25 protein-coding genes and 2 pseudogenes are annotated in these 24049 nt (G+C 34.0%); 19 read left to right on the forward strand and 8 right to left on the reverse strand.

The genetic code is table 11. The features are described from left to right. The first annotated feature begins 16 nt into the window (after positions 1 to 16). The 6 genes from AB1279_RS11790 to AB1279_RS11815 all read left to right on the forward strand — a co-directional run bounded on the left by AB1279_RS11790 (position 17) and on the right by AB1279_RS11815 (position 3574). Positions 17 to 469 carry a hypothetical protein gene (locus tag AB1279_RS11790; RefSeq protein WP_429758915.1) on the forward strand — a complete coding sequence of 151 codons (453 nt, stop codon included), beginning with the start codon at positions 17 to 19 and terminating at the stop codon, positions 467 to 469. Between the two features lie 79 nt (positions 470 to 548). Further along, positions 549 to 926, forward strand: a complete 378-nt coding sequence (locus tag AB1279_RS11795; RefSeq protein WP_429758917.1) for a hypothetical protein — start codon at positions 549 to 551, stop codon at positions 924 to 926. Between the two features lie 301 nt (positions 927 to 1227). After that, positions 1228 to 2094, forward strand: a complete 867-nt coding sequence (locus AB1279_RS11800; RefSeq protein WP_429758919.1) for a hypothetical protein — start codon at positions 1228 to 1230, stop codon at positions 2092 to 2094. A gap of 143 nt (positions 2095 to 2237) precedes the next feature. Continuing rightward, positions 2238 to 2474 carry a hypothetical protein gene (locus AB1279_RS11805; protein WP_429758921.1) on the forward strand — a complete coding sequence of 79 codons (237 nt, stop codon included), beginning with the start codon at positions 2238 to 2240 and terminating at the stop codon, positions 2472 to 2474. Positions 2475 to 2537: 63 nt separating this feature from the next. Continuing rightward, the gene (locus tag AB1279_RS11810; RefSeq protein WP_429761370.1) at positions 2538 to 2765 is read left to right on the forward strand and encodes a BhlA/UviB family holin-like peptide; all 228 of its coding nucleotides are present in this window, start codon (positions 2538 to 2540) and stop codon (positions 2763 to 2765) included. Continuing rightward, on the forward strand, positions 2765 to 3574 hold the full coding sequence (locus AB1279_RS11815) for a M15 family metallopeptidase (RefSeq protein ID WP_429758922.1): 810 nt from the start codon (positions 2765 to 2767) through the stop codon (positions 3572 to 3574). Before AB1279_RS11810 ends, AB1279_RS11815 begins: the two co-directional genes overlap by 1 nt. A gap of 116 nt (positions 3575 to 3690) precedes the next feature. On the opposite strand, the gene AB1279_RS11820 is transcribed toward AB1279_RS11815, so the two are convergent. Next, the gene (locus tag AB1279_RS11820) at positions 3691 to 4260 is read right to left on the reverse strand and encodes an imm11 family protein (protein ID WP_429758924.1); all 570 of its coding nucleotides are present in this window, start codon (positions 4258 to 4260) and stop codon (positions 3691 to 3693) included. Between the two features lie 22 nt (positions 4261 to 4282). Then, a complete protein-coding gene (locus AB1279_RS11825; RefSeq protein ID WP_429758925.1) occupies positions 4283 to 5878 on the reverse strand; it encodes an AHH domain-containing protein in 1596 nt (531 codons plus the stop codon). A gap of 266 nt (positions 5879 to 6144) precedes the next feature. Between AB1279_RS11825 and AB1279_RS11830 the strand changes: the two genes are divergently transcribed. After that, positions 6145 to 6516 (forward strand): hypothetical protein, encoded by a 372-nt coding sequence (locus tag AB1279_RS11830; protein WP_429758927.1) that lies wholly within the window; start codon positions 6145 to 6147, stop codon positions 6514 to 6516. A gap of 35 nt (positions 6517 to 6551) precedes the next feature. On the opposite strand, the gene AB1279_RS11835 is transcribed toward AB1279_RS11830, so the two are convergent. Both AB1279_RS11835 and AB1279_RS11840 read right to left on the reverse strand, forming a co-directional pair. Then, positions 6552 to 7031 carry a PH domain-containing protein gene (locus tag AB1279_RS11835; protein ID WP_429758928.1) on the reverse strand — a complete coding sequence of 160 codons (480 nt, stop codon included), beginning with the start codon at positions 7029 to 7031 and terminating at the stop codon, positions 6552 to 6554. Between the two features lie 91 nt (positions 7032 to 7122). Further along, a complete protein-coding gene (locus tag AB1279_RS11840; RefSeq protein WP_429758930.1) occupies positions 7123 to 7362 on the reverse strand; it encodes a helix-turn-helix domain-containing protein in 240 nt (79 codons plus the stop codon). 236 nt (positions 7363 to 7598) lie between these two features. Here AB1279_RS11840 and AB1279_RS11845 point away from each other — a divergent pair, with 236 nt between their 5' ends. From AB1279_RS11845 to AB1279_RS11865, 5 genes are all read left to right on the forward strand, one after another. After that, positions 7599 to 8459, forward strand: a complete 861-nt coding sequence (locus AB1279_RS11845; RefSeq protein WP_429758932.1) for a hypothetical protein — start codon at positions 7599 to 7601, stop codon at positions 8457 to 8459. A gap of 322 nt (positions 8460 to 8781) precedes the next feature. Then, the gene (locus AB1279_RS11850; protein WP_429749492.1) at positions 8782 to 10410 is read left to right on the forward strand and encodes an ABC-F family ATP-binding cassette domain-containing protein; all 1629 of its coding nucleotides are present in this window, start codon (positions 8782 to 8784) and stop codon (positions 10408 to 10410) included. 144 nt (positions 10411 to 10554) lie between these two features. After that, positions 10555 to 11031: a YbaK/EbsC family protein gene (locus AB1279_RS11855; RefSeq protein ID WP_429758934.1), complete on the forward strand. Its 477-nt coding sequence runs from the start codon at positions 10555 to 10557 to the stop codon at positions 11029 to 11031. A gap of 144 nt (positions 11032 to 11175) precedes the next feature. Beyond that, positions 11176 to 12357 carry an NAD(P)/FAD-dependent oxidoreductase gene (locus tag AB1279_RS11860; RefSeq protein WP_429758936.1) on the forward strand — a complete coding sequence of 394 codons (1182 nt, stop codon included), beginning with the start codon at positions 11176 to 11178 and terminating at the stop codon, positions 12355 to 12357. 37 nt (positions 12358 to 12394) lie between these two features. Beyond that, the gene (locus AB1279_RS11865) at positions 12395 to 13288 is read left to right on the forward strand and encodes an RNA polymerase sigma-70 factor (protein ID WP_429758937.1); all 894 of its coding nucleotides are present in this window, start codon (positions 12395 to 12397) and stop codon (positions 13286 to 13288) included. 213 nt (positions 13289 to 13501) lie between these two features. On the opposite strand, the gene AB1279_RS11870 is transcribed toward AB1279_RS11865, so the two are convergent. After that, positions 13502 to 14329 carry a peptidoglycan-N-acetylglucosamine deacetylase gene (locus AB1279_RS11870; RefSeq protein WP_429758939.1) on the reverse strand — a complete coding sequence of 276 codons (828 nt, stop codon included), beginning with the start codon at positions 14327 to 14329 and terminating at the stop codon, positions 13502 to 13504. Between the two features lie 520 nt (positions 14330 to 14849). Here AB1279_RS11870 and AB1279_RS11875 point away from each other — a divergent pair. Beyond that, positions 14850 to 15095, forward strand: a pseudogene (locus AB1279_RS11875) (hypothetical protein); the annotation flags it as partial. A gap of 94 nt (positions 15096 to 15189) precedes the next feature. On the opposite strand, the gene AB1279_RS11880 reads toward AB1279_RS11875, so the two are convergent. Beyond that, a complete protein-coding gene (locus tag AB1279_RS11880; protein WP_429758940.1) occupies positions 15190 to 15726 on the reverse strand; it encodes an NAD(P)H-dependent oxidoreductase in 537 nt (178 codons plus the stop codon). Between the two features lie 281 nt (positions 15727 to 16007). Here AB1279_RS11880 and AB1279_RS11885 point away from each other — a divergent pair. Continuing rightward, positions 16008 to 16420, forward strand: a pseudogene (locus tag AB1279_RS11885) (CcdC protein domain-containing protein). Next, positions 16410 to 17318 carry a DMT family transporter gene (locus AB1279_RS11890; protein ID WP_336480813.1) on the forward strand — a complete coding sequence of 303 codons (909 nt, stop codon included), beginning with the start codon at positions 16410 to 16412 and terminating at the stop codon, positions 17316 to 17318. The pseudogene AB1279_RS11885 and the gene AB1279_RS11890 overlap by 11 nt, the downstream one beginning before the upstream one ends. Positions 17319 to 17402: 84 nt before the next feature. Here the strand turns inward: AB1279_RS11890 and AB1279_RS11895 are convergent, their stop codons facing one another. Further along, on the reverse strand, positions 17403 to 17462 hold the full coding sequence (locus tag AB1279_RS11895) for a hypothetical protein (protein WP_413789164.1): 60 nt from the start codon (positions 17460 to 17462) through the stop codon (positions 17403 to 17405). Between the two features lie 447 nt (positions 17463 to 17909). Between AB1279_RS11895 and AB1279_RS11900 the strand changes: the two genes are divergently transcribed. Continuing rightward, positions 17910 to 19325 carry an amino acid permease gene (locus AB1279_RS11900; protein ID WP_429758941.1) on the forward strand — a complete coding sequence of 472 codons (1416 nt, stop codon included), beginning with the start codon at positions 17910 to 17912 and terminating at the stop codon, positions 19323 to 19325. Between the two features lie 210 nt (positions 19326 to 19535). On the opposite strand, the gene AB1279_RS11905 is transcribed toward AB1279_RS11900, so the two are convergent. Next, a complete protein-coding gene (locus AB1279_RS11905; RefSeq protein ID WP_429758943.1) occupies positions 19536 to 20705 on the reverse strand; it encodes a serine hydrolase domain-containing protein in 1170 nt (389 codons plus the stop codon). 1248 nt (positions 20706 to 21953) lie between these two features. On the opposite strand from AB1279_RS11905, the gene AB1279_RS11910 reads away from it, so the two are divergent. Genes AB1279_RS11910 through AB1279_RS11920 form a run of 3 tightly spaced genes read left to right on the forward strand, consistent with a single transcriptional unit; the run spans position 21954 to position 23454 of the window. Continuing rightward, positions 21954 to 22388 carry a MarR family winged helix-turn-helix transcriptional regulator gene (locus tag AB1279_RS11910; RefSeq protein WP_429749513.1) on the forward strand — a complete coding sequence of 145 codons (435 nt, stop codon included), beginning with the start codon at positions 21954 to 21956 and terminating at the stop codon, positions 22386 to 22388. Positions 22389 to 22402: 14 nt separating this feature from the next. Continuing rightward, positions 22403 to 23041: a nitroreductase family protein gene (locus AB1279_RS11915; RefSeq protein ID WP_429758944.1), complete on the forward strand. Its 639-nt coding sequence runs from the start codon at positions 22403 to 22405 to the stop codon at positions 23039 to 23041. A 41-nt stretch (positions 23042 to 23082) separates the two neighbouring features. Next, positions 23083 to 23454, forward strand: coding sequence for a DUF1304 domain-containing protein (locus tag AB1279_RS11920; protein ID WP_429749517.1), 372 nt, complete (start codon positions 23083 to 23085; stop codon positions 23452 to 23454). The last annotated feature ends 595 nt before the right edge of the window (positions 23455 to 24049 follow it).

Below are 24049 nucleotides of genomic sequence, written 5' to 3' on the forward strand. Positions count from 1 at the left end.
AGGGTAGGGGGATATTATGATAAATGTATATGATGAATTTGTTAAGAATTTTAGCAAAAAACCTTATAACGCAGATGAGATAATTAGATTCTTTGAACTTTCAAACGCAACAGAAGTTGAAGTTGGAAAGGCAGGGAAATACGAAAGGTATTATTTTAAAGAAGGAGAAAACCAAAAAACAATATTTATTAAGATTGATAAAACTAATGTTATCAAAGATATTTCATTGAGTGCTGGAAAAGTAGAATCATTACCAAGCGATCTTGCAGCTCTAGGATGCCTTGCTGCTATATTGATTCCAATCGGTTTAATAATATGGTTTGCAATATCATTAGTTTCTTCTATGTTTGATGGACCAAATATCGATACTAATAACGATCCTGATAATCCATATATAAAAGACTTTGATGGAGATGGTCTGGACGGAACAGAAAAAGATCATGATATTTATCACAAATACTTAAAATAACAAATAAACTATTCGAATTTTCAACAAATAGATTTATTGATACCTTAGAAATAATTTTCTTAGTATAGGAGGTACGCAAATGGAAGAATTATATGATCAATTTGAAAAAGATTTTAATAAACATATCAAGGACACTGCGTGGGTTCATGATTATGGTAGTAAGCATTTTGCTAATTTAGTTGCTACTTCTATTCTTCAAGAAGAGAAAGTTGCCGAAGACGATAAAAATAAGCAACATATCTTAATTGAACGTTTTTATTTAAATGAACCAGATGGACTCAATGTGTGTCAAATAAAAGATATTATTGAAGACTATTACACTAATAAGAGTGGGCCTGGATTAATCATTAATCGTGCTTACACAACGCTTAAATTTCTTTATGGATATGAAATACCTTATCCTAAATTAGCATGGAACATTACACCAGAATTTATTGATGTTTACATGTACTCCTAACAAATAATTTTTTAGGAAGGGGGATAATATAAAGAAAATTAATAAACACAAAGGTTTTCAAATTAACCCCTTCCTAAAAAGGATATTACGAATTTATTTATGTAGTGTAGGCTTATACTTTAATATTCTCATATCCTTTGACGGTAAATATCTAAATTGATGTAATAATCTAGACCACTCAAATATTAATCACAGGCGTACAATAGTAGGCTTTTTTATTTTGTAATTAAATTTCTATATTAACCTTATATGATATGATTTTGTAAAAAAAATAGAATCTAAATGGAGTATAGGAGGAAATATGGAACATTCAAAACTTGTTGCTTTTTCTATTCAATGTAATAAGTGTACAAGAGGGTGGTCATTAACCGAAGACGATTTCAATAAACCAATTATTGTTTGCCAAGATCCTGAGTGTAAAAATGAGTTTTCATTTTATGAAGGGGTTAAGAATGGACTTAAAGCAGAGGAAAGAATTTTTCCTAATTCTTTTCTAGCTAATGATATGTTTGAGCAAATTATAGAAATTAAGATTGGGTATACCAAGTATATTGAACTACCAGCTAGTATTAAAAAGATATTTAAGATATCTATTTTTCCTATGGGACCATTTGTTGCTGGTGCTACTGACATAGATACTAATGGTTTTAAGATTTATACTTCACTGTCTGATGAAAGTAATCAAGATGTATTTGGAACAGTCTCTCGTCTAATGCTTTTTATACATGCTAAAATAGAAGATTACGAAGAGCCTTGGATGCACTTTCTTTCTTATGCATATGATCATTATCAGTCTGGAGAGTATCTTACTAGTATTATGATGTCTGAGATTGCTTTTGAGTCTTATATCGATAAGGTTCTATCAGAAGGGTATACAAAGATAGGATTAGACAATGACAGTATCTCACGGTTTTTGGTTTCAACTGAAATGCCAACAAAGGTTAATCCATTAATGAACAATTTATATGGAATTAAACTTTCATCTTGTTCTTCATGGAACAACTGGGAAAAGAAAGTTTTAAAATGGAGGAATAATATTGCACACGGCACTAAATTAGTTGCAACAAAAGAAGAAACTAAACTTGCATATGATACAGTGGTTGATTGTATTTTTCATTTTATTGAAGGTGTAGATTTTTATGAAAAAACAATAAAAAGTACTCAATAATTGAGAGTTTTTTATTGCACTTTAGAACCGAAATATGCAACTAATTAAGATTAGCACTATAATAATTTTCATTAAGCATTAGGATTGATAATTCCTTATAATTTATATATACATATAAAACAAAATAAGGAGGAGTGGTCCTAATGTCAGACTGGGCAGCAAGAAACTCATTTTATAGGGATTATAAAGATAATTGCAACTTTTGTGGATGTGAATTTAGAGTAGAAGTACCTACGCAAGATGGTCATAATGAATCCGAAGAGTATTATTGTCCTGAGTGCTATAAGGAATATAAAGTTAGGGCGAGTAATTCTCCAAGAGTAACACTTATAAGTGGTCGAACAGACGGTAGAAAAATTAAATATCAAGATTGTAATTAATATTTTTTTTAAAAGACGAGATATCTCGTCTTTTTATTTTGCTTAAAAGGAGCGTGGAAAACGATACAAGAAGAAATTTTTAAATTAGCGTTATCGCAGGGACTGTTAGCAGTCCTTTTTGTTTGGCTATTTTTTGATTCGCGTAAGGAAAGTAAGGAGCGCGAAGGTAAGTACCAGCAAGTAATTGAGAAGAACCAGGAGGTAATCGAAACTCAAGCAGCAGCCTTTGGTTCATTATCGAAAGACGTAACGGAAATTAAGCAAAAAATTTTTGAAGGAGATGCAAAGTAATGAAATATCATACCCGAAATGTAAATAACTTAAATAAGTTAGCGGATCATACAAAAGCAGCAGCTTTCAAATGGTATCAGTATTGCTTAGATAAAAATATCGAAGTCTTAATTTATGAAACTATTCGTACAGTTGAACAACAAAAACAAAACGTTGCTAACCGTGCTTCACAGACAATGCGGAGCTACCATCTTGTAGGGCAGGCATTAGATTTTGTTCCAATTAAATCTGACGGCTCAGAAGACTGGAACGGTTACACTAAACAGCCATGGTACGGTGCAGTCCAATACGCAAAACAAATTGGATTTGAAAGGGGTGGCGACTGGACAGGCGGTTTCGTAGACTCACCACATTTACAATATAACTATTATGGATATGGCACAGACACAGGTGAAGTCGAAGACGTACAAGTAAAACCTTGGACAAACGCAAATAATCCTTATGATGGTTCATTCGGTCGCGTGAAGCTCGCTGATGGTGTAAATGCTTATAAATTCCCACAAGTGAGTAGTGTTTATTACAAAACCACATATCATGGTGGAACATTCCTTGCATATTGTCGTGCTAATGGAATGATTGGTATCGCAAATGAAACGTGGGTTCCTGAATCGGCTTTAACATTGGAACAGTATGTTGCAGTTGTAACACCAGTGGGCGGGGTGAACACTTATACTTCTCCATATAGTAGCGGACAATATGTTAAAACTGTTGCTCCAAGTACAGAATGGATTGTATGGGCGGAGCTAAACGGGTACTACTGTATTGGTGCTAATGAGTGGATAGATGGTAAATACGTGATGATTAAGTAATAAAAATCCGACTCATATCACATTGAGCCGGATTTTTATTAGTTTAACATTTATCTGAGTAATATCAACCATCATGATCTCCATGCCTCATTAACATGATAGAACGAGCACTTTAATCACATATTCAATTCTGAATCCCATACCTCAACAAACTCAAAACCTTTTAAGTCACTTTCTAAAATTGCGTTTCTAAATTCATCTGATACAAAAACAGCGGTAGGATGAATAATTTTGTTTATATATATTTTAAAAATTGCTTGATTTTGAACAATACTAGGAATAAATGAATATTTTTCACAACCTATTATTAACCCAGAGCTTAGTTTTTCGAATACTGTATTATCACTATCAAGTGCATCTAACACATTTAAAACATGAATAGCATAATATTTTTCATTTGTTATGCTATGAATTAATGGTAGAAACTCAACGCTAGCACCTATTAATGGCTCTAGTATCTGCTTTGCTTTCTCACTAATCATTCGTACGCCAGATTTCCCCCAAAAAATAGGGCAATCACTACGAGCCCCTTCGTCTTCTAATTTAATAAAAATATCCGCCCAAGAATTTGATAACTTTTCTTTGGAATTAAATTGTTTTTTAAAATATTTATTGTCCTCTTTATAGTTTAATAAGTGAAAAGACTGATAATCATCAGTTGAACTTTTCAATTCCCAAATTCTCATTGTCATCATCCTTAAAATATTATTATTCCTTATTCAACTTTAGTGTACCATCTAATAAACGTTCTCTAATTTTATGCAAAGCTTCAACTGCATCAGCTTGAGTACCACCAAATTCTGAAACTCTAGTTAGTGCGTCTATGACCTCTGTTATATACTCTTGAGAATGTCTTCCGATGTGTAACGTTTCACTAGTCACATATTCATTAACTTTATAAGGTAAAAACACTCCATTAGCGGCAGAGTCATGATGTATTCCAAACTCTTCTAATAATTCTTGTGCCTCAACAGCTCTACTGTCATTCCAAGGGGTTATATGGTGTGCCGCATTGGGATATGGTGGCGGCTGGATTCCTGCATCCTTAAGTTCTTCACGCAATACTTTAGATGCACTAGTTGATGAACTATATTCACCTTTTACATCTACTCTATCGAGAACTTTATCTGCATAATCTTGAATTACCTCTTGTGTAGTCTTGACTCCAGTTCCTCCACCTGTTTTAGCAAATACCATTGCATCCTCAGCTTGATTAAAAGCAGTAGAACCAAAACTAGACCTTACATTAAGCTCACCCATATCAGCAAAAGCAAGTCTATCTCCCATATTTAATCTATTCGCAACCTGGGACATGCCTTGTGAGAATTTTGAGAGATTCGCACCTTTTGCTAGTGTAGTTACTTTACTTATTCCTTTATCACCAAGCGCCCCTATTGCTATCTGCGTTAAGGCATAACTAAACCATCTTGTACCACTTTCTAAATCACCATTTATTACATCATTAATAAATGAATCTGACAATACATTATACATGGTACTAAGGGTATCAATAGGGTGCAACGCAGCATCCCCCATGTTTTTCCATGTTTCCCCATCGCCTAATGCTACTATACCATCTATTGTATCTTCAACAGCTTGTCCTGCACCATCCCACACGCCACTCAAAAATTTTTCTACGTTGGATTTTTCAGAAGGATTTTCTTCTTTAAGTTTCTCAACTTCACGAGCCTTATCCTCTGTAATCTTTTGAATAGATGCCGTCCATCCCATATTCAATTCTTGTACACTAAATGTACCACTTGCGGGACTGAAACCTTTCCCGCCTTGAACTTGCGCAAGACCTTGCGCGACGTTGGCAGCTAGTTGGAGTGCTGTATCGTAGTTACTACTAGAAGTATAATTGAATGCATACAGATGTTCCAACTTTTCTTGAAGCTTTCGTAGCATCGCATAATAAATCTGTAGCATCGCTTGCGCGCCCGGCATGTCTTCACTCATTGCTTCCAGCGCTGCTATTGCTTGCTCAAGCTCTCGAATTTGATCACGTATTTCTTGCTCGATGACATCTGTTGAGGTTACCTGTGATTGAAAGTCATTCGGAAAGGCATCATTTTGACGAATTAGTTCTTCACATAAGTAAATGATCCCTTGCGCTAAAGTGCGAAAAGTTTGTGCAAAGAATGTTTTTGCACTGTCGTAAGTTTGTCCTTGCAAAACAGAATCGAATACAAAGGCGTCAATCGAATTGATGGCTTGTTCCATGCCTTGAATCGTTGCAACACACATGGCATTCATACTTTGTGATTGAGCTCGTACTTCTCCTAGATACATGTTTAAACTCATGACTTCACCTCCTGTGCTAATTTTTGACGTTGATGGTGAAGGACATTTTCTAAACTTTCTACTACTTCCAATTTTTCATGCGTTACTTTTATTTGTACCATGACATTCACCCTTGTCTAAGTATTTGCCAAGAAAATTATACCATATTAGTAAATAATAGATAGGTAGTTATATTAATGGAAAATTTATACTGCATTTACAGCTTGTTAATATTTGTTCGCTAAAATTTTACATGTAACTAATTACAGTAAAAGGAAACGAAACAAATGAATCAAACACAAATGTACGATGTATCCGTATCAGAAGGGCAAGAGTTAATATGGCACATTGCAGAAGTTAAACGTGGTAACAGTACATATCGTTTCGAAATTCATAAAGCTACTGATGGTATCACAGTGTATTTTATTGGTGAAGATCATAGTAGATTCATGATTGCTAGTCTTGAAGAAATGCTTATGATGATACCGAACGAAATAAATCAGAAACGTTATCGAAATATAGTAGGTGACGCTGATTGGTTGTTATTAAACGGCATACATGACTATCGGGGCATGACTAAGGAAGAGGTAGGGGCGTTTTTATATCTGAAGGAAAATGTATTGGATGAGATGGAAGCTGAGTTGGAGGAATCGATGTAAAGTAAAACCGCCTTTGGAGGCGGCTTCTTTTTTTCTTATTTTAATCTATCACGAACAGCTTTTACCACGGAATCAAGATTATAGTCAGGAATATTACGGATTGTACGTTTTTTTTCTCCGAGTAATCCTTTCATTTCTAAGTATAGAATTCCAGTGTTCATAAGAGATACACCAAATGGCCCTTGTATTATATCGAAGTCTACGTTTTTGATATCTTTATATTTTACAAGTTCCGCATCAGCACCGCCAAATAAACCGCCTTTCATCGTAACGAAATAAAGATTATGCTCTCCGACCACAATAAAGCCCGTTTTCGTCAACTTTGGATGAGCGACTTCAAATGTATAAATCTTTTCATTTTTCTTCATTACTTTATTCAAAGCGTTAAATGCAAATTCATAAAATTTACGTTCTGTTTTCGGAAACTCTTTCGAAATCTCTATCATTTCAGTAAGTGTTACTGGATATTCTATAATTCCGTATCGCTCGTTTAACTTCGTAAACTTTGCTCCCATTTAAAGTCACTCCTGTGTATATAATTGGTTGAATATGGATTAATTATATAAAAAAAAACGGTAAATTTCTCCAAAATAAAAAAAGGACGCCTTATTCACCGTCCTTCTCGTATTTGACCACATCTTTAATTCCGTAAACCTTATCAAAACCTTTTTCAGCAGCTAGTATATTCAAAGTATCAAGTACGGCTTGTAATGTATCTATTCGAATAGAATTTGCATCCCCGTTAACTAAACTACTAATCGTATTTGGGCGAATCTTCGCTTCAACCGCAAGTTTATTCTTTGTAATCCCCAATTCATCCAACGTTTTTCCTAACGTGAATATCATAAATTAATACCTCCGATAAACCATTATCCTAAGTTTATTTTACATAAAATTTAATAAGTAGTAAAACTTTTTAAGAATTACAGTTGACGTTTAACTATTTGAGTTATATTTTTAACTTAAATAGTTAAACTTTTCGGGTTAATTTAAGAATATCAAGGGTACATCTTTAAATTATCAACGAGTAGAGGTACCTTTCTTTAACTATGTCTAAATTTAATAGAAGGAGGCTGAAAAGGATGCAACCGGGAAACATTAATCAATATGCAGAGTTATCACAGTTTCGTGATTTAAAAAATTTCAATGACCATATTGAAATGTGGATGATTGATGTAAAAGAGTTGTTTACTAAGTCTGAATTAGTAGTATTGAAGCGATTAATCAGATATTGTAGCAAGTTTCCTGGTGTATCTAATGCAAAGATACAAACTATTATTGCAGCTACTCATAAAGATGATATCGGGATATCACGATCTTCATTTGAACGTATGCTTCGGAAGGCAAAGAAGTTCGGTATGATTGTTGTTAATAACACGTTTAGCAAAGGCAAGCAATGTCATAATGTTTATGTATTTCAGCGTTATCCATCGCAAGAAGCGAAGGGGAATACAATTTCTCAACAAGCTGACGTACTGAACGATGAGAAAATTGACGTAGCAGAAACTAGTAATCTTTTTGAAACTAGCAACAAAAAAGATATAAAAAAACGTAATATAGACGATACCATTGTTAATCAATCTGAATGTGTAAAAGTAAATGAAGAACCACAAGAATTGACAGCAGAATTTATATCTGAGCGTGTACCAAGTGAATTTACTAAGTTAGCAAGTTGTTTTTGGAACTCTGCTAAAACTATTGAGTCATTGTGGCAACGTGTAGAAATCTGTGCTTACAAGAATGCTTATGAGAATGAACATGATATTAAACTTGATATTGGTGTGCAGAGCCTTAGACAGGCTATCAGAGGGATTAAGATGGGGAAAGTGAGAGATCTCAAAGGTTATATGTACGGAATTATGCGTAAGAAGTTTCGGGAACGATATTTTGAGGAATTGTATGATTATGATGGTGGAGGAAAAGCTAACGTCAATTTTAAGTAACGTGAAAACACGTTAATGAATCGAAAGAGGACAGGCTGTTGGGAGTAACAAGAATGGGTATAATAGTTATTTCGGAATAACGATAGTAGAATCGAAAAATAGTAGGGTGTAAGCTATCAATATAAAAAATGACGTTTAGTTACTAGTGTAAATATTCCGCTAAAAATTCAGTAAAATCAAGCGTTTAACATATCTATTGTCTTTACTATAATTACTACGGTATAATATGGATACAGTTTAAAATACGTGAATCGTAATCTGTCTTTTTTAAATTAACGGGTGAGAAAACGCTGGATGCAGCGGTATTACTAGGAGGAACTACATGATTACAGTAAGTAACGTAAGTTTACGTTTTGCAGATCGTAAGCTTTTTGAAGATGTTAACATAAAATTTACACCAGGTAACTGTTACGGTTTAATTGGAGCAAACGGTGCTGGTAAATCTACATTCTTGAAAATTCTATCTGGTGAAATTGATCCATCAACAGGAGATGTTCATATTACACCAGGTGAGCGTTTAGCTGTTTTAAAACAGAATCACTTTGAATATGAAGAATTCCCTGTATTAGAAACAGTTATTATGGGGCATACACGTCTTTATGAAGTAATGCAAGAGAAGAATGCGATTTATATGAAGGAAGATTTCAGTGATGAAGACGGTATGCGCGCAGCTGAGTTAGAAGGCGAATTTGCTGAATTAAATGGTTGGGAAGCAGAATCAGAAGCTGCAATCCTTTTAAAAGGGCTAGGCATTGGTGAAGACCTTCATGCGAAAAAAATGTCTGAGTTAACAGGGGCAGAGAAAGTAAAAGTATTACTTGCACAAGCGTTATTTGGTCAGCCAGATATTCTATTACTAGATGAGCCTACCAACCATTTAGACTTAAAAGCAATTCAGTGGTTAGAAAACTTCTTAATGAACTTTGAAAACACAGTTATCGTTGTATCCCATGACCGTCACTTCTTAAATAAAGTATGTACGCATATGGCGGATCTTGACTTTGGTAAAATTCAACTTTATGTTGGTAACTACGACTTCTGGTACGAGTCTAGTCAATTAGCATTAAAGTTAACACAAGATGCTAATAAGAAAAAAGAAGAGAAAGTAAAAGAATTACAAAACTTTATTGCGCGCTTTAGTTCGAACGCATCAAAAGCGAAGCAAGCAACTTCTCGTAAAAAATTATTAGAAAAAATCACATTAGATGATATTAAACCATCTTCTCGCCGTTATCCATTCGTTGGTTTTACACCAGAGCGTGAAGTAGGTAATGATTTATTAACAGTTGAAGGCATCTCAAAAACAATTGACGGTGAAAAAGTATTAGATAACGTGTATTTCACTTTAAATAAAGGTGATAAAGTTGCATTTATCGGCCGTAATGATATTGCGATGACAACATTATTCAAAATCCTGATGGGTGAAATGGAGCCAGATAGCGGTTCATTTAAATGGGGTGTAACAACATCTCAAGCATACTTCCCACGAGATAACTCTGAGTTCTTCAAAAATAGTGAGTATAACTTAGTGGAATGGTTACGTCAATTTTCACCACAAGACGAATCTGAAAGTTTCTTACGCGGCTTCTTAGGTCGTATGTTATTCTCTGGTGAAGAAGTAAAGAAAAACGTTTCTGTTTTATCTGGAGGAGAAAAAGTACGTTGTATGCTTTCTAAAATGATGTTAAGCGGTGCAAACGTATTAACATTTGATGATCCAACGAACCATTTAGACCTTGAGTCTATTACAGCATTAAACAACGGTTTAATGGCATTTAAAGGTACAATTCTATTTACATCTCATGATCATCAGTTCGTTGAAACGATTGCAAACCGAATTATTGAAGTAACGCCAAGCGGTGTTGTTGATAAACAAACGACATATGATGAGTATTTAGAGAACGAAGAGCTTCAAAAGCAAGTAGCAGCGATGTATAAAGAAGCAAAATAACTGCTAGCATCCCCTTATTATGAAGGGGATGCTTTTTTATGTTTTATGGAAAAGGTAAAATTGATGTTGCACAATAAGAGGAGTCTCTGCTTTTTAAAAAGAATAGATAGTAAGTATTTTAGAAAGTTGAAGGGAATGAAATACATGAAAGATTTGAAAGAAAGTGCACAACGGGTACAAAATAAATTGTTAGAGCTAGGATATGCAAACCAAGTAATAGAATTACCAGACAGTGCAAGAACTGCTCAAGAAGCAGCAGAAGCAATTGGCTGCAAAGTTGCGCAAATTGGTAAATCAATTATTTTTAGACTCAAAACAATCGATAAACCACTGTTAGTTGTTGCGAGTGGAATAAATCGAATTAATGAAAAGAAAATTACGAAACAGCTAGATGATACATTAGGAAAAGCTGATGCTGATTTTGTACGTAAACATACTGGATTTGTAATCGGAGGTGTTCCGCCATTAGGACATACAGAGCCTATTATGACATTCATTGATGAAGATCTTTTGCAGTATGATGTGATTTGGGTTGCTGCGGGGCACCCGAAAGCAATATTTCGTTTAACACCTGATGAACTAGTACAAATGACACAGGGCCAAGTAATTTGTATAAAATGAACCACTAAAATGGAATGCATATTTTAAAAAAACTACCTGTTCCTATATTCATTGGAGGGACAGGTAGTTTTTTTCTTAATTTCCCTTTTCAATATGTCACAAGTCAGGAGGTGAAATCGTTTTAAGGATAAAGGGGGAATTAAAATGAAACAAATTGTTATTTTAGGTGGAGGCTTTGCTGGTATTAATTTGCTAAATGGATTAAAAAAAGAATTAGGTCATTTAATAGGAAAAGAAGTGGAAATTACTTTAGTAGATAAAAATTCGTTTCATTTCCGAAAAGTTTTGTTGTTTAAATCAGTTGTTGAAGATGCAGACTTAAAAGTTCCACTAAAAAGGTATTGTACAGATGGAATGGAATATATAAAAGGAGAAGCGATAGCATGTAATTACTCTGAGAAAGAGATTGCTATAAAAATAGAAAATGAACAAATAAGAACAATACAATATGACTATCTTGTTTTGGCTCTAGGGAGTGTTATCCAAGAAATTCCTAGTACGCTAGGCGGGACAACATTAAGAAGCGTGAAGAGTGCTTTAGAAATAAGACAAAAATTGCTTTCTTTAATTCAATTAGCCAAAGCAGAAGAGAATAGAGAAGTGAGATGTGAACTGCTACGGATCGCTATTGTTGGCGGAGGGATTACAGGTATTGAGACTTCTGCAGAAATATGCGTTTGGTTTAAAGAAGAAGCTCAAAAAGCAGGGCTTAATCCTGGTGAGATAGCGGTCATTTTGTTTGACTCAAAAGAACATTTATTACAAGGGGTGCCAGTAAAGGTAAGTGAGAGATTAGCTTACGAACTTAAAAAAATCGGGATAAAATTTGTGTCTAAAACGAGGGTGAAGCAATTTGAAAATGGTAAATTAATTTGTACAAATGGAACAACATATACAGCGGGAGAATGTGTTTGGACACCAGGTGTTAAAGTGAATCCTATTATCCTAACATTCCATCTTCCTTTGTCAAATGAGAATCAAATATTAGTTACTGATACGTACTGTATAAAAGGACATTCACTTATATATGCAGTCGGAGACTGCGCTAGAATTGTTGATAAGAAGACGAATCAAGTGGATGGAATGACATGTAAAGAAGCGATTCCTCAAGCAATGAGATTAAGTAAAATCTTAAAGAATGAGATATGCGGAATATCTCATTCTGTTACACACAAAGCGTATCCGGTCAAATTATATTGTATCAGTCTCGGACCTAATAATGGCTTTGTTTGGGTCCAAAAATGGGGACTTGATTTTATTTTATCAGGAAAGATTGGTGCTCGTATTCGAGAACGAACATGGGATCAAGCGAGTTTACTTGTCTAATTATGCAGAATCGAATAGAAAGTGAGGCTTTCTTTCTATGGAAAACGCTGAACTAAGTCAATTGTATACCGAATATAAACCTCTTCTTTTCTCATTTGCTTATAAAATGATGGGGAGCATTGCTGATGCAGAAGATATTATCCAAGATGTGTTTATAAAGTTGAATGAACATGAAATGAAGCATACCTCAAATGTAAAAGCATTTTTGTGTAAATTGGTTACGAATCGCTGTTTAGATCTATTGAAATCTTCTAAGAAAAAAAGAGAATTATATGTTGGGACATGGCTGCCAGAACCAACTGTTGTGATAGAAACAGATCCATTGCAGGAAGTATTGATGAAAAGTGATATTTCATACGCTTTGCTTGTATTATTTGAACAATTAAATCCAATTGAAAGAGCGATTTTTATACTCCGTGAAATTTTGGAATATGACTATGGAACGATTGCTGAAATTGTACAAAAAAAGGAAGCGAATTGCCGTAAAATTTTAAGCAGGTTGAAAAAAATGCTTCCAGCACTTGAAAAGCAGATTGCCATTGAAAATGTAAAGGTAGATCATAAACAAGTAATCACATGTTTTATAAACGCTATTCAGCAGGGTAATGCAAATCAAGTTATGGAAATTCTTCGGGAAGATGTAGCTTACTATGCAGATGGTGGTGGAAAAGTTACAGCTGCAGTAAAACCTATTTATGGTGTAGCACGTGTAAAACAACTTCTTATTTCTTTAGTAACTAAATTTCTTACTAGTCAAGAAGATTATTCTATGATCCAAACAGAAGTAAATGGGTGGAGTGGAATTGTAATAAGAAATCATATAGGGATACAGGCAGTATTAAGTTTTGAATTTGAAGGAAATAAAATTAAATCTATTTATAATATTTTAAATCCGGATAAGTTAAAACATTTGCATATTGATGCGCATTAAGCCGGTTAAGAAATAAATTATATGATTAGGAACTGTTAATTATAGCTCATTTGCTTTGCAAACTAGATATAATTTAATTTCATATACTGTATGAAAAATGTAACTTTATCCGTATTAAAGAGCAATAAGTCCCCTACTGATGAAAGTTTCACTTTATTATGAAAATATAAAAGGCTTAAATTCTGTTGTATAGAATTTAAGCCTTTTACCATGTTAAATTCGTTTATCATGCCAAAAGTTTAGTGGGAAATGTTCATTTTCATTATAACTGTCAATCTCATAACCTTTTTCCTTTAACCCTTTAATAATAGCAGGTACAGCAGCAACGGATTGCGGATGAATATCGTGTAAAAGAATGACTTCTCTGTCGGATTTAGCACCGTTAAGTACATTTTGTACAACTTTAGCAGAAGCAGCATCTACCGGTATTTTATTATATTTCCAATCTAAAGAATCAATTGTCCAATCCCATACTCGCAAACCTTTTTCAACAACTTGATTTCTCTCAGCCTCTGTAAGTCCCGGCATTGAACCGTATGGTGGGCGTGTTAATTTTGGAGCATAACCAAGAATGTTGGCGATTAATGTTTGATCCTCTGTCATTTCATTTACGTAACCGCCTTGTTTGTACAATTTATTATAGTCATGAGACATACTGTGCATCCCAACATAGTGTCCTTCTGATTTTTCACGTTTTACTAAATCGGGGTATGCTTTAACATTAGAACCAATCAGGAAAAAAGTGGCTTTCGCATCGTTTTGCTTTAGTATATCTAATAATTGAGCTGTAAACTTTCCTGGTCCATCATCAAAAGTAAGATAAGCTACTTTTCTAACTTGACCATTATAGTGATCGGGTACTTGCTTTGGAGCTAGCACAGTTTGTATTTCACTTACTGGCTGAACTGATTGTGAGGAATCTTCAGTACTAGCATTTACAATGTGTTTCGATCCTCCAGATACCGCATATATGCACGAAATTCCTATGCACACAATAAAAGCTTTTTTAAATAAGGTTACAAGAGATGATTTGCTACGCATAAATGTCCTTCTTTCTATTTCTAATAATTCCATTCTATTTCATTCTATTATATTAGCAATTTTATGTATAGTATTGTAAAAAAATATGTTTACAAATATGAAAGTGATTTATGGATTGCATGTGAGATTTTTTAATTTTTATTTATTAATAAGGTAGTAAAATTGTTACTATTTAGAATCTATAAAAGGTTGGAGTGGAGGGGAATTATGAAGTTGTAATTTTACAAATTATAAAAATATCACCAATCCTCGTGGGTACGAAAAACTACGTTAACACAAGCACTACTAGAAAGTGGCATCACAGCTAACGTAACTGGGGTTACATCTGTTAGAACAATGTTAACAGGAAAATTATCTAATGATGAACTTTGTCCGCCTTTAGCAAGTCCGCTTATTAGTTTAATTCCAGTAGTAGAATTTATAGCAGCAGCGGAAGCGTCAGATAAGTAAGCTGTTTCAGTAGATAAAGTATTACTGATTGCTCCAAAAGAGGCTCCAGTTAAAGTGGAACCTAACCGTAGCTAAATATCTTAACAATATCATAGCATAAGATATAAAGAAGCCAGTTCGTTCGATGTTAGGATTAAAGTCCTTTCAAACGGCTTCTTGGATGATAAGTGGTATCGAAGCCATGCATATAATGAAAAAGGGACAAGTTCACCAAGGGGTAAAGTCTGCCCGAAATAAAGTTGAGTTCATACATAAATTGTTTAGATTAGCATCATATTTTATGGATGAAAAGGATATTGAGGTTCTATGTTTCTAACAAATCATGTTTGCACCAGAACCAAAAAAAAGGTCCTATATTCAGGACCCTAAATGACAATTTTATCTTTAAGAAAAAAAAGATGATTAAACTCTTATTTTTTAGAAAGATTCTGCATATGAAGAATGTAGTTTTTAGCACTTTCTTCTAACTTTTCATCTGTTAAGTTATGTTCCGCACCATATACAGCAAAAGTCGGTAAGAATTTCATACCAGTATAAAGGCATGAAGCCTGATAAGGTTTTAATAATTCACTTAATGTATACTCATTTGCTTCACCTGCTTGATACTCCCTCTCTATTACACCAGCAGAAATTGCTAGACCAAACTCTTTTCCTTGGAGCTTATCCCCTTTAGAACCATATGCAAATCCGTATGTAAAAATATCATCAAACCATTTTTTTAACAACGGGGGAGAGCTGTACCAATAGAATGGAAATTGAAAAATATAACGATCATGTTCTAATAATAGATTTTGTTCATATTCAAGATCAAAGTTCCAATCTGGATAACGTTTATATATTTCATGTACAGTAAAATCTTCTGGATATTTTTTAATTTCCTCGAGCCAACGTTTATTCACTCGAGATTCTTCAATATTTGGATGTGCAATGATTACAAGTGTTTTCATAAATTCTCCCTCTTTTCAAAGAATAATAGATAACATCAATACCATTTTGATATTGTACAACATTTGGTAATATTGATATTATATGGTATATACTAATCTTTTAACTATACACTTTAAAGTAGGCACTTTAAAGTGCTATAGGAACTTTATGGTTCCTATAAAAACGAGAAGAAAGGGGCTTAGCACCTTGTTCATGACCTTTAGATTTAAAACTATTGTAGGGAGGGGAGATTTTACAAAAGAATACAATTTTCCTATTGAGGAAACTCTTGATGTTATAGGTGGTAAATGGAAAGAAATATTATTATGTATTATATTTGCTATTACCTAGTATTCCCATTAATTTGAATCCAAAGATTCATGCTGCTGGCTGGGAATGGATTTGTGCACTTATCTTTGGATTTCTTTTATCTATTCCACTTATTCGAACGACTACTATGAACTCCGGTCTGATCAACATATCTACGCTACAAAAAATAGAAGTTTCATCATCGTCTTTATTATTGTTTTTATTATCCGATTTCTACTTCGCGGTTATTTAAAGTGGCTCAGTACGGATACTGAGGTAGCACTGTTTGTAACCGCAGCACTCGGATATATTTTACCTTGGAAAATTGTTTCATTTTTCAACTTTTGGCGAATATATAAAAACCGAATCTATACAAATAAAGAGGGGGGAAGAAATGTCTCGTAAATTATACCTTGCACTCATTATGTTAAGTCTTATTTGGGGAGGGTCTTTCTATTATTTCAAGGTGTTAGTTGCAGATTTTAACCCTTTAGTTGTAGCATTTTTACGTTCAACTTTTGGAGTTATAACACTAATTGTACTTATACCGTTTTTCCGCAAATCTTTTAAAGGGAAAATTCCATTTATACCTTTAATTTCTGTAGGAATACTAAATACTGTAATTCCATGGACACTTATTTGTTTTAGCGAACAAAAAATGACTAGTAATTTAGCTTCCGTTTTAAATGCAACCCAACCTTTATGGACAATGATTTTAGGAATTTTATTTTTTGGTATACGTTCTAATCGCAATCAACTTATAGGTTTATTTATTGGATTCATAGGTATTTTAATTCTCTCGGACTTACATCTGTCTAATGTTTTTTCAGTAAATTCTTTAAATTTTTTCGCTATGTTGACAGCAACATTTTGCTATGGTTTAGCTACCCATATAACAAAACGTTATCTTAAAGAAATGTCCATGTTTCAAATTTCTTTAGGCACACTATTAGTCGGTAGTATATGTAGCGGTTTCATAGTTTTATTGTTAGAAGATCCAATTCAAATTTTAACTAAGATATCATGGCATCATATAGGCGCATTAATTGGAATAGGTGTATTTGGATCAGGTATAGCGTATTTACTTTACTTTTACTTAATTCAAAAAGGAAGCCCAGATTTTGCTTCAATATCTACATATTTAGTACCAGTATCAGCTATTTTTTGGGGATATATTCTTTTAAGTGAAGCTATAAGTTGGAAATTAATCATTGGATTAATTTTTATACTAATGGGAGTTTATATGACTAATCGAAAAATCAAATTAAATGTTCCTATTAAAAATCTACAAAAAGAATCCTAAATAATGTACTGCACCCCAATTGTTAGACACTTTCTAACAATTGGGGTGCTTTTTCTTATGGCTAAATTTACAATTGGAGAGAAATTAAAAGCCGTAAAACGTTATTTCAATAGAACTAATTGTTTGCCTAGATACTTCTACCATTTCAGCTAATGCTCTCTGTGATATTTTTTCTCCGGTCTTGCTACTTTCAAACGATTATGAATCTTTTTTATCGTAAGAGATTCATAAAAAATAACACTTTACAAATAAATGATCCTTAATTACAATAAATCGGTATGATTCGACAAAGATAATCAAAATCCGACTTGAATATTCAAAAAAATAAAACATTTTAGCCTTCACTCAAATTAGTTTTATAAATTAAAAAGGTTGGTAAAACAATGGAATTAGATAACTATAATTAATCAATGCTAATGGAATCGATTCATATAAAGAATTTGGAAAAAGCATTAATAAGTCTATCAAATACCATACACCTATACACTATAAAATTGATAACTTGGCTTTAGTTAAATTCTAAATAAACTTAAGGGGATGCAACAAGAACAAGAAGAATATACCGTATTTTTTAAAGGGGATGCAGGGGATATGAGTAAGATATTAAAAAAGAAATCTGTTACACAATTGTTAGAGCATAATAAAAGCAAGGGCTTAACGAAAACACTAGGAGCATTTGATTTAATTATGTTAGGAATAGGCTCGATAATTGGGACGGGAGTTCTGGTGTTAACTGGATTAGTAGCAGCAAAAGATGCTGGTCCAGCAGTTATTTTTTCATTTATACTCGCAGCGATTGTTTGTGGATTTGTAGCATTATGTTACGCAGAAATTGCTTCTACACTCCCAACGTCAGGTAGTGTATATACGTACTCCTACGCAACAATCGGTGAGTTTGTGGCTCATTTAGTAGGTTGGACGTTACTCTCAATATATATCGTGGCAACAGCGGCTGTCGCTGGTGGATGGACAGGATATTTCCACAATTTAATAAGTGGATTTGGATTAGAGATACCCAAATCTCTGTTAACGATTCCATCACAAGGTGGTATTATGAATTTACCAGCGGTAATCATTACATTGCTATTAACATGGATGTTATCGCGTGGTACGAAGGAAAGTAAACGTATTAATAACATAATGGTGCTAATTAAAATTGGAATGGTTGTATTATTTATTATGGTTGGTATATTCTATGTAAAGCCAGAGAATTGGGTACCATTTGCACCATACGGTTTAAGTGGAGTTCTTGCTGGTGGAGCAGCCGTATTCTTTGCTTTTATGGGCTTTGATATATTAGCCACTTCGGCAGAAGAAGTAAAAAATCCACAACGTAATCTTCCCATTGGTATTATTGTATCGTTAATCATATGTACACTTATTTACGTTATAGTGTGTCTTGTTATGACAGGGATGGTTTCCTATAAAGAATTAAATGTACCTGAAGCTATGGCTTATGCAATGGAAGTTGTAGGACAAGGAAAAGTCGGTGGTGTAATTGCTGCCGGGGCTGTAATTGGCCTTATGGCTGTTATTTCCTCGAGTATGTACGCAGCAACTCGAGTATTCTTTGCAATGAGTCGTGATGGACTGTTACCAAAATCACTTGCGAAGATTAATAAGAAGACTGGAGCACCAACCTTTACAGTCGGATTGGCAGGAATAGGAAGTTCCGTGATAGCTGGGTTTATCAATTTAAAAGAACTGGTTAATTTAGTTAATATTGGTGGTTTGGTAACGTTTTCGCTGGTTAGTTTATCAGTTATTATTCTTCGTAAAACACATCCAAATTTAAAGCGTGGATTTGTAGTGCCATTTGTACCTGTTTTACCAATCATATCAATTATATGTTGTTTATTCTTAATGCTAAATTTGCCATTAAGAACATGGATATACTTTAGTATTTGGTTAGTCATTGGAGCAACGATCTATTTTCTTTATTCGATAAAGCACAGCAATCTAAAAGAGGAAACAATGTCAAAAGTACATGATAAAATAGCGAGATAATAATCACTGGAAAAGTAGAATTAAATATAATAAAAAAGAACGTTTTTATATAAATTCGTTCTTTTTTATTAGCTTAATAGCGTTGGATTGCCGCTGGAATTCCAAAAACCCCAAAGTTTATTTTTAGAGTAAGTTGGGGGTTTTTGAACCAGAAAGATATATTTAAAATTATAAAAACTATGACAAAATTTATCCGGTTTTCTTTTTTGCCTACTTGCTAAATTCAGCAAGTAAAATATTTTTAAAAGGATCGGGACTGTTAGTTCTACCCGTACTGTTCAAATTGACGGCCAACGTATGCTTGCCGCCAAGTGTACCTCCAGCAAAAGTAACAAAACCTGGAATGCCACCTGTGTGTCCCCATATCGAGGCACCGCTTGGAAGCTTAGTTTCATAGATTCCAAGACCATATCCATTAATTTCTGCTCGTCCTGTAGGAACTGTAGTAAGCATTTGTTTTAGTTGCTGTTCCTTTAGTAATTTGCCACCGAGTAAGGAAGAAAAGAATTTGTTTAAGTCATCAGCGGTAGAAATCATATCTCCAGCCGAGCTAGCTATACTTGGGTTATAATAAGTAACGTCTTTTAGCTCACTTGCTCCGTCTGGTTGGATATATCCACGGGCATGCTTAGTGCCTGGAATAACGCTTGAATTGCCAGGTAGAAATGTATTCGACAATTCAAGTGGTTCAATAATCCGATTTTCAATCTCTTCCGCATAGCTGTTTCCGGTTACTTTTTCAATAAGGATACCCAGTAATACGTATCCTGTGTTTGAATAAGACCAGCCCTTTCCAGGGGCGAAGTCTGGAGGCAGAGAAAGCCCAATCTTCACTATTTCTTCAGCGGTATATGTTTTTTTTGTATTCATCATATCAACGTCTTTTGACTTTAAGTAGTCAGCGATACCACTTGTATGGTTCAATATCTGCCGGATAGTAATCTGTTTACCATCATATCCGTTTCCTTGAATAACACCAGGCAACCATTTTTCGAGGGGGGCGTCTAGATTCAGGCGGTTCTCTCCAGCTAATTGAAGTACAACCGTTGCGGTGAACGTCTTCGTCACGCTACCAACACGAAAACGAAAATCTGTTTTCATTGGTTTCTTAGTGCTCAGATTCGCTACCCCAGCCGCATAACCCCACGTTTTTCCACCCTCAGAAGTTTTAGCAAGTATTCCCGGGAATCCAAATTGCAATGTATCCCGCATTGCTTGTTTGATGGAATTACGATCTCGTTGAGTGCTTGTGTGTAACGAACTAGATACATTTTGAGTCGGCTCTGCTTTTACAATTGAAGTTGGCGATGTGTATAGCAGGGAACTTCCAGTTATTAAAAGAGCCAGGCTTGCAAATGTAATTTGACTACGCATTTTCATAAGGCATTCCTCTCCTCTATTAATATTGTATAGGTGGTTGCTTACTGTTCCATATTAATCACACAGCTATCATCTCCATAAATGTTGTTTTACTATCGCCACTCTGTCCTAACAAGCGGTAAATCCCTCTTTTTTTCACATGTATGCTAACTCCAGAAATTACTTCTTTTTCTTGAAATACTCTTGTTAACTGGTTTGTTTTTCATATATACGTCATATCTATTCCGCCTTTCACACCTCGTTATATTTTTATCATATACAATGAAACTTTCTTTTTTCTTACTCATTCCTTACAAATTACTTACGTTCAAAATAGCTTCTATAATAGGGTATAAGAAGGTTCTGTGCCGGAAAAATAGGATTTGTTCAACAGGAAAATAAATGAATTTATTTCCCTTCCTCTTTATTATTCTTTATGTAAGACTCTAGGTTGTCACTACACTTGAAGTGATAGCTTGTATCGAACCTTTATCACTATTAAAGCAGAAAGCATACTAGGACAACATAACGAGTAACATGACACAAAACGTGTGCAATCATCGCATATTGCAATCCTAGCTTCCGATACAGCCAACCAAAAATCATTCCCAAAATACCGTTGAGTAAGAAGCAGCGTATCAAAATAGGAAGTCTCTTAACGAAGCTGGGGGTTATAAGAAAGCAGTAGATGCTATATTTAATTTCAAGAAAAGGTTTGTTTAATAATTCGATTTTTCTTGCAAGTTTTTCTAAGAATACGGGTGTTACATATCGTTCTAATTCTTCAAAAAATGTACAAAGGCAATAAAATAGTTGCATTTTAATCTAAAAAACTAAGGGCAATACTACAGTTTGTATGTAGTATTGCCCTTTAAAACTGTAAGATGAATAATAATGAAAAAGCTATAAGAGGGGGCTCGCCCCATACCCATCAAGCTAACAAAATGGACTACCTCCAAAACAATAAAAATGAGTTTCATTATTATAAAGACATAAAGTTTTCGTTTTGGGGAAACTAATCTTTTAACTTGATGGTGATGTAGCTGAATTCCTATATATATTTAGTTATATCTGATTATCAGAAGAAACTGAAAATATTTTTGATTTCTAGAGATGCAAACTGATATTGTGGATAAATATAAAGCCGATGGAACAAAATAAAACTAATTAAGCAAAAAAACTTGCAAAACTAGAAAGAGGGATGTATATTATTGATATATCAATTATTGATATATCAATTAATTTTCGGTAAGAAAGAAGGGGTGAGTTTTGGCAACATATTATTCAGAAGAAGCCGAAATTTTATATAAGCTACAAAGTTTGAACAAAGTAATTGGTACGAAGTTTGAAGCATGCACTGGCATCAGTCAATCTCGATTAGAATTACTCGCATTGCTCTATCAAGTTGATGAAATTAGTCAAAGCGACCTTCAAAAAAAGGTGAATATTGATGGCGCAGCCATCACCAGACACGTTAAACAGCTTGAAGCCAAAGGAATAGTATTAAGAAGAAAGAAACCTGAAGATAACCGTATAACACTTGTTCGGTTATCTGAGCAAGGACGAGAACAAATCGAGTCTTCCAAGAAAGAAAAGGAACGTTTTATGAAGGAAATGCTTGTTAATGTCAGTGTGGAAGAACGCAATGTACTTATTTATATACTGTCACAAATGCAAAAAAATGTAGAGAAGATTAAAGCATAGAGGAGTGTTTATACATGGGAACTACATTAAAAACAAACGATTTTATGAAAATCATGAAAGGACGTCGATCCATACGTAATTATGATCCAACAGTCAAAATCAGCAAAGAAGAGATGACCGAAATATTAAAGGAAGCTACTACAGCACCATCTTCAGTTAATGCACAGCCATGGCGTTTTCTTGTTATCGAAAGCGCGGAGGGGAAAGAAAAGCTTGCGAAACTTGCTAAATTTAATCAATCACAAGTTTCCACTTCATCTGCTGTCATAGCAGTATTTGCAGATATGAACAATGGTGACTATATAGAAGAAATTTATTCAAAAGCTGTTGAACTAGGATATATGCCGCAAGAGGTAAAAGACAGACAAGTACAAGCGTTGACTGCACATTTTGAAAAGCTTCCAATGCAAGAGAATCGCGAAACTATTCTGATTGACTCAGGTCTTGTCTCCATGCAGTTAATGCTGACAGCGCGTGCACATGGATACGATACAAATCCAATTGGGGGCTATGACAAAGAAAATATCGCTGAAGTCTTCGGATTAGATAAAGAACGTTATGTACCAGTTATGCTTCTATCCATCGGAAAAGCAGCAGATGAAGGATATGCTTCATACCGTCTCCCAGTCGACAGAATTGCACAATGGAAATAATATAAAACTGATATGATGGAACAGAGAGGGGAGAATAGTGTGTGGAAATACTTGCGGCGATTTTAGTGGGAATCGTAGCATTAGAGCATTTATTCATTATGATTCTTGAAATGTTTTTTATTGATTCAAAGGTGGCAAAACGATCTTTCAAATTACCGAAGCATTTAGAAGGAGATCGGAACGTAGCCGTCATGTTTGCAAATCAGGGTCTATATAATGGATTTCTAGCTGCTGGGCTTATTTGGGGACTCATACTTGGATTCAATCCAATTGGTCATATGATTCAATTGTTTTTCGTAATTTGTGTAGTGGTGGCGGCCGTTTTCGGAGGCATTACATCCAACAAGTCAATTATTGTAAAACAGGGACTTCCAGCTGTTTTAGCACTGGTTATCCTTTTGGCTGTGATATAGAACCCAATCTTTTCAATAATAAGAGCCCATTTTTGAAAAAAATATAAAAATGTTAATTAATCATACTAAGTTTTACAAAAGATACAAAATGTTAAACTCGTGAAAACCATTGATATCATGTATACGTACGGATATCAATGGTTTTTGTATAGATATTTAAAATGAGAGCCCTTTTTATTAAGCTAATAATCAATAGCGTTAAATAATTGAACTCCCCCCACCTAACTAACGCTTGAAGTGTGGAATTTCTACGGACAACAACGTATCTTCATCCATATTTTATTAAATCAAATCTATATAATTTCACGTACCATAATAAGTTTGTAAATTAAATTTCAGAAATAGGTCTACTAACATCTTATAAATTCTTCTATAACTAAAATAAAAATTTTCAGTTAAACTGAGAGTTTAAAGAAAGGTAAGAGTACATGCTTCTCATAAAATATAGTTTTAGTAGACAGCAAGCTGTATAGGATCGTTAAGAGTTTTTTGAGATAACTTAAGGTGTAACTAATGAAAATTCAGTTGTAATCAGTGAGGAATTTTTCATTTTTTTATTAATGTTTGGTTGAAACATGAGGAATTTTACCGCCTA

Origin of the sequence: Bacillus sp. S14(2024) (assembly GCF_050473785.1) — a bacterium.
GTDB lineage: Bacteria > Bacillota > Bacilli > Bacillales > Bacillaceae_G > Bacillus_A > Bacillus_A yunxiaonensis.

Bases quoted from the DNA above. Each gene is read 5' to 3' on its own strand.
- AB1279_RS11865 (WP_429758937.1), top strand. From the start codon at position 12,395: ATGGAAAACGCTGAACTAAGTCAATTGTATACCGAATATAAACCTCTT.
- AB1279_RS11790 (WP_429758915.1), top strand. From the start codon at position 17: ATGATAAATGTATATGATGAATTTGTTAAGAATTTTAGCAAAAAACCT.
- AB1279_RS11860 (WP_429758936.1), top strand. From the start codon at position 11,176: ATGAAACAAATTGTTATTTTAGGTGGAGGCTTTGCTGGTATTAATTTG.
- AB1279_RS11890 (WP_336480813.1), top strand. From the start codon at position 16,410: ATGTCTCGTAAATTATACCTTGCACTCATTATGTTAAGTCTTATTTGG.
- AB1279_RS11880 (WP_429758940.1), bottom strand. From the start codon at position 15,726: ATGAAAACACTTGTAATCATTGCACATCCAAATATTGAAGAATCTCGA.
- AB1279_RS11805 (WP_429758921.1), top strand. From the start codon at position 2,238: ATGTCAGACTGGGCAGCAAGAAACTCATTTTATAGGGATTATAAAGAT.
- AB1279_RS11800 (WP_429758919.1), top strand. From the start codon at position 1,228: ATGGAACATTCAAAACTTGTTGCTTTTTCTATTCAATGTAATAAGTGT.
- AB1279_RS11915 (WP_429758944.1), top strand. From the start codon at position 22,403: ATGGGAACTACATTAAAAACAAACGATTTTATGAAAATCATGAAAGGA.
- AB1279_RS11830 (WP_429758927.1), top strand. From the start codon at position 6,145: ATGAATCAAACACAAATGTACGATGTATCCGTATCAGAAGGGCAAGAG.
- AB1279_RS11840 (WP_429758930.1), bottom strand. From the start codon at position 7,362: ATGATATTCACGTTAGGAAAAACGTTGGATGAATTGGGGATTACAAAG.
- AB1279_RS11835 (WP_429758928.1), bottom strand. From the start codon at position 7,031: ATGGGAGCAAAGTTTACGAAGTTAAACGAGCGATACGGAATTATAGAA.
- AB1279_RS11795 (WP_429758917.1), top strand. From the start codon at position 549: ATGGAAGAATTATATGATCAATTTGAAAAAGATTTTAATAAACATATC.
- AB1279_RS11900 (WP_429758941.1), top strand. From the start codon at position 17,910: ATGAGTAAGATATTAAAAAAGAAATCTGTTACACAATTGTTAGAGCAT.
- AB1279_RS11820 (WP_429758924.1), bottom strand. From the start codon at position 4,260: ATGAGAATTTGGGAATTGAAAAGTTCAACTGATGATTATCAGTCTTTT.
- AB1279_RS11815 (WP_429758922.1), top strand. From the start codon at position 2,765: ATGAAATATCATACCCGAAATGTAAATAACTTAAATAAGTTAGCGGAT.
- AB1279_RS11845 (WP_429758932.1), top strand. From the start codon at position 7,599: ATGCAACCGGGAAACATTAATCAATATGCAGAGTTATCACAGTTTCGT.
- AB1279_RS11905 (WP_429758943.1), bottom strand. From the start codon at position 20,705: ATGAAAATGCGTAGTCAAATTACATTTGCAAGCCTGGCTCTTTTAATA.
- AB1279_RS11870 (WP_429758939.1), bottom strand. From the start codon at position 14,329: ATGCGTAGCAAATCATCTCTTGTAACCTTATTTAAAAAAGCTTTTATT.
- AB1279_RS11850 (WP_429749492.1), top strand. From the start codon at position 8,782: ATGATTACAGTAAGTAACGTAAGTTTACGTTTTGCAGATCGTAAGCTT.
- AB1279_RS11825 (WP_429758925.1), bottom strand. From the start codon at position 5,878: ATGAGTTTAAACATGTATCTAGGAGAAGTACGAGCTCAATCACAAAGT.
- AB1279_RS11855 (WP_429758934.1), top strand. From the start codon at position 10,555: ATGAAAGATTTGAAAGAAAGTGCACAACGGGTACAAAATAAATTGTTA.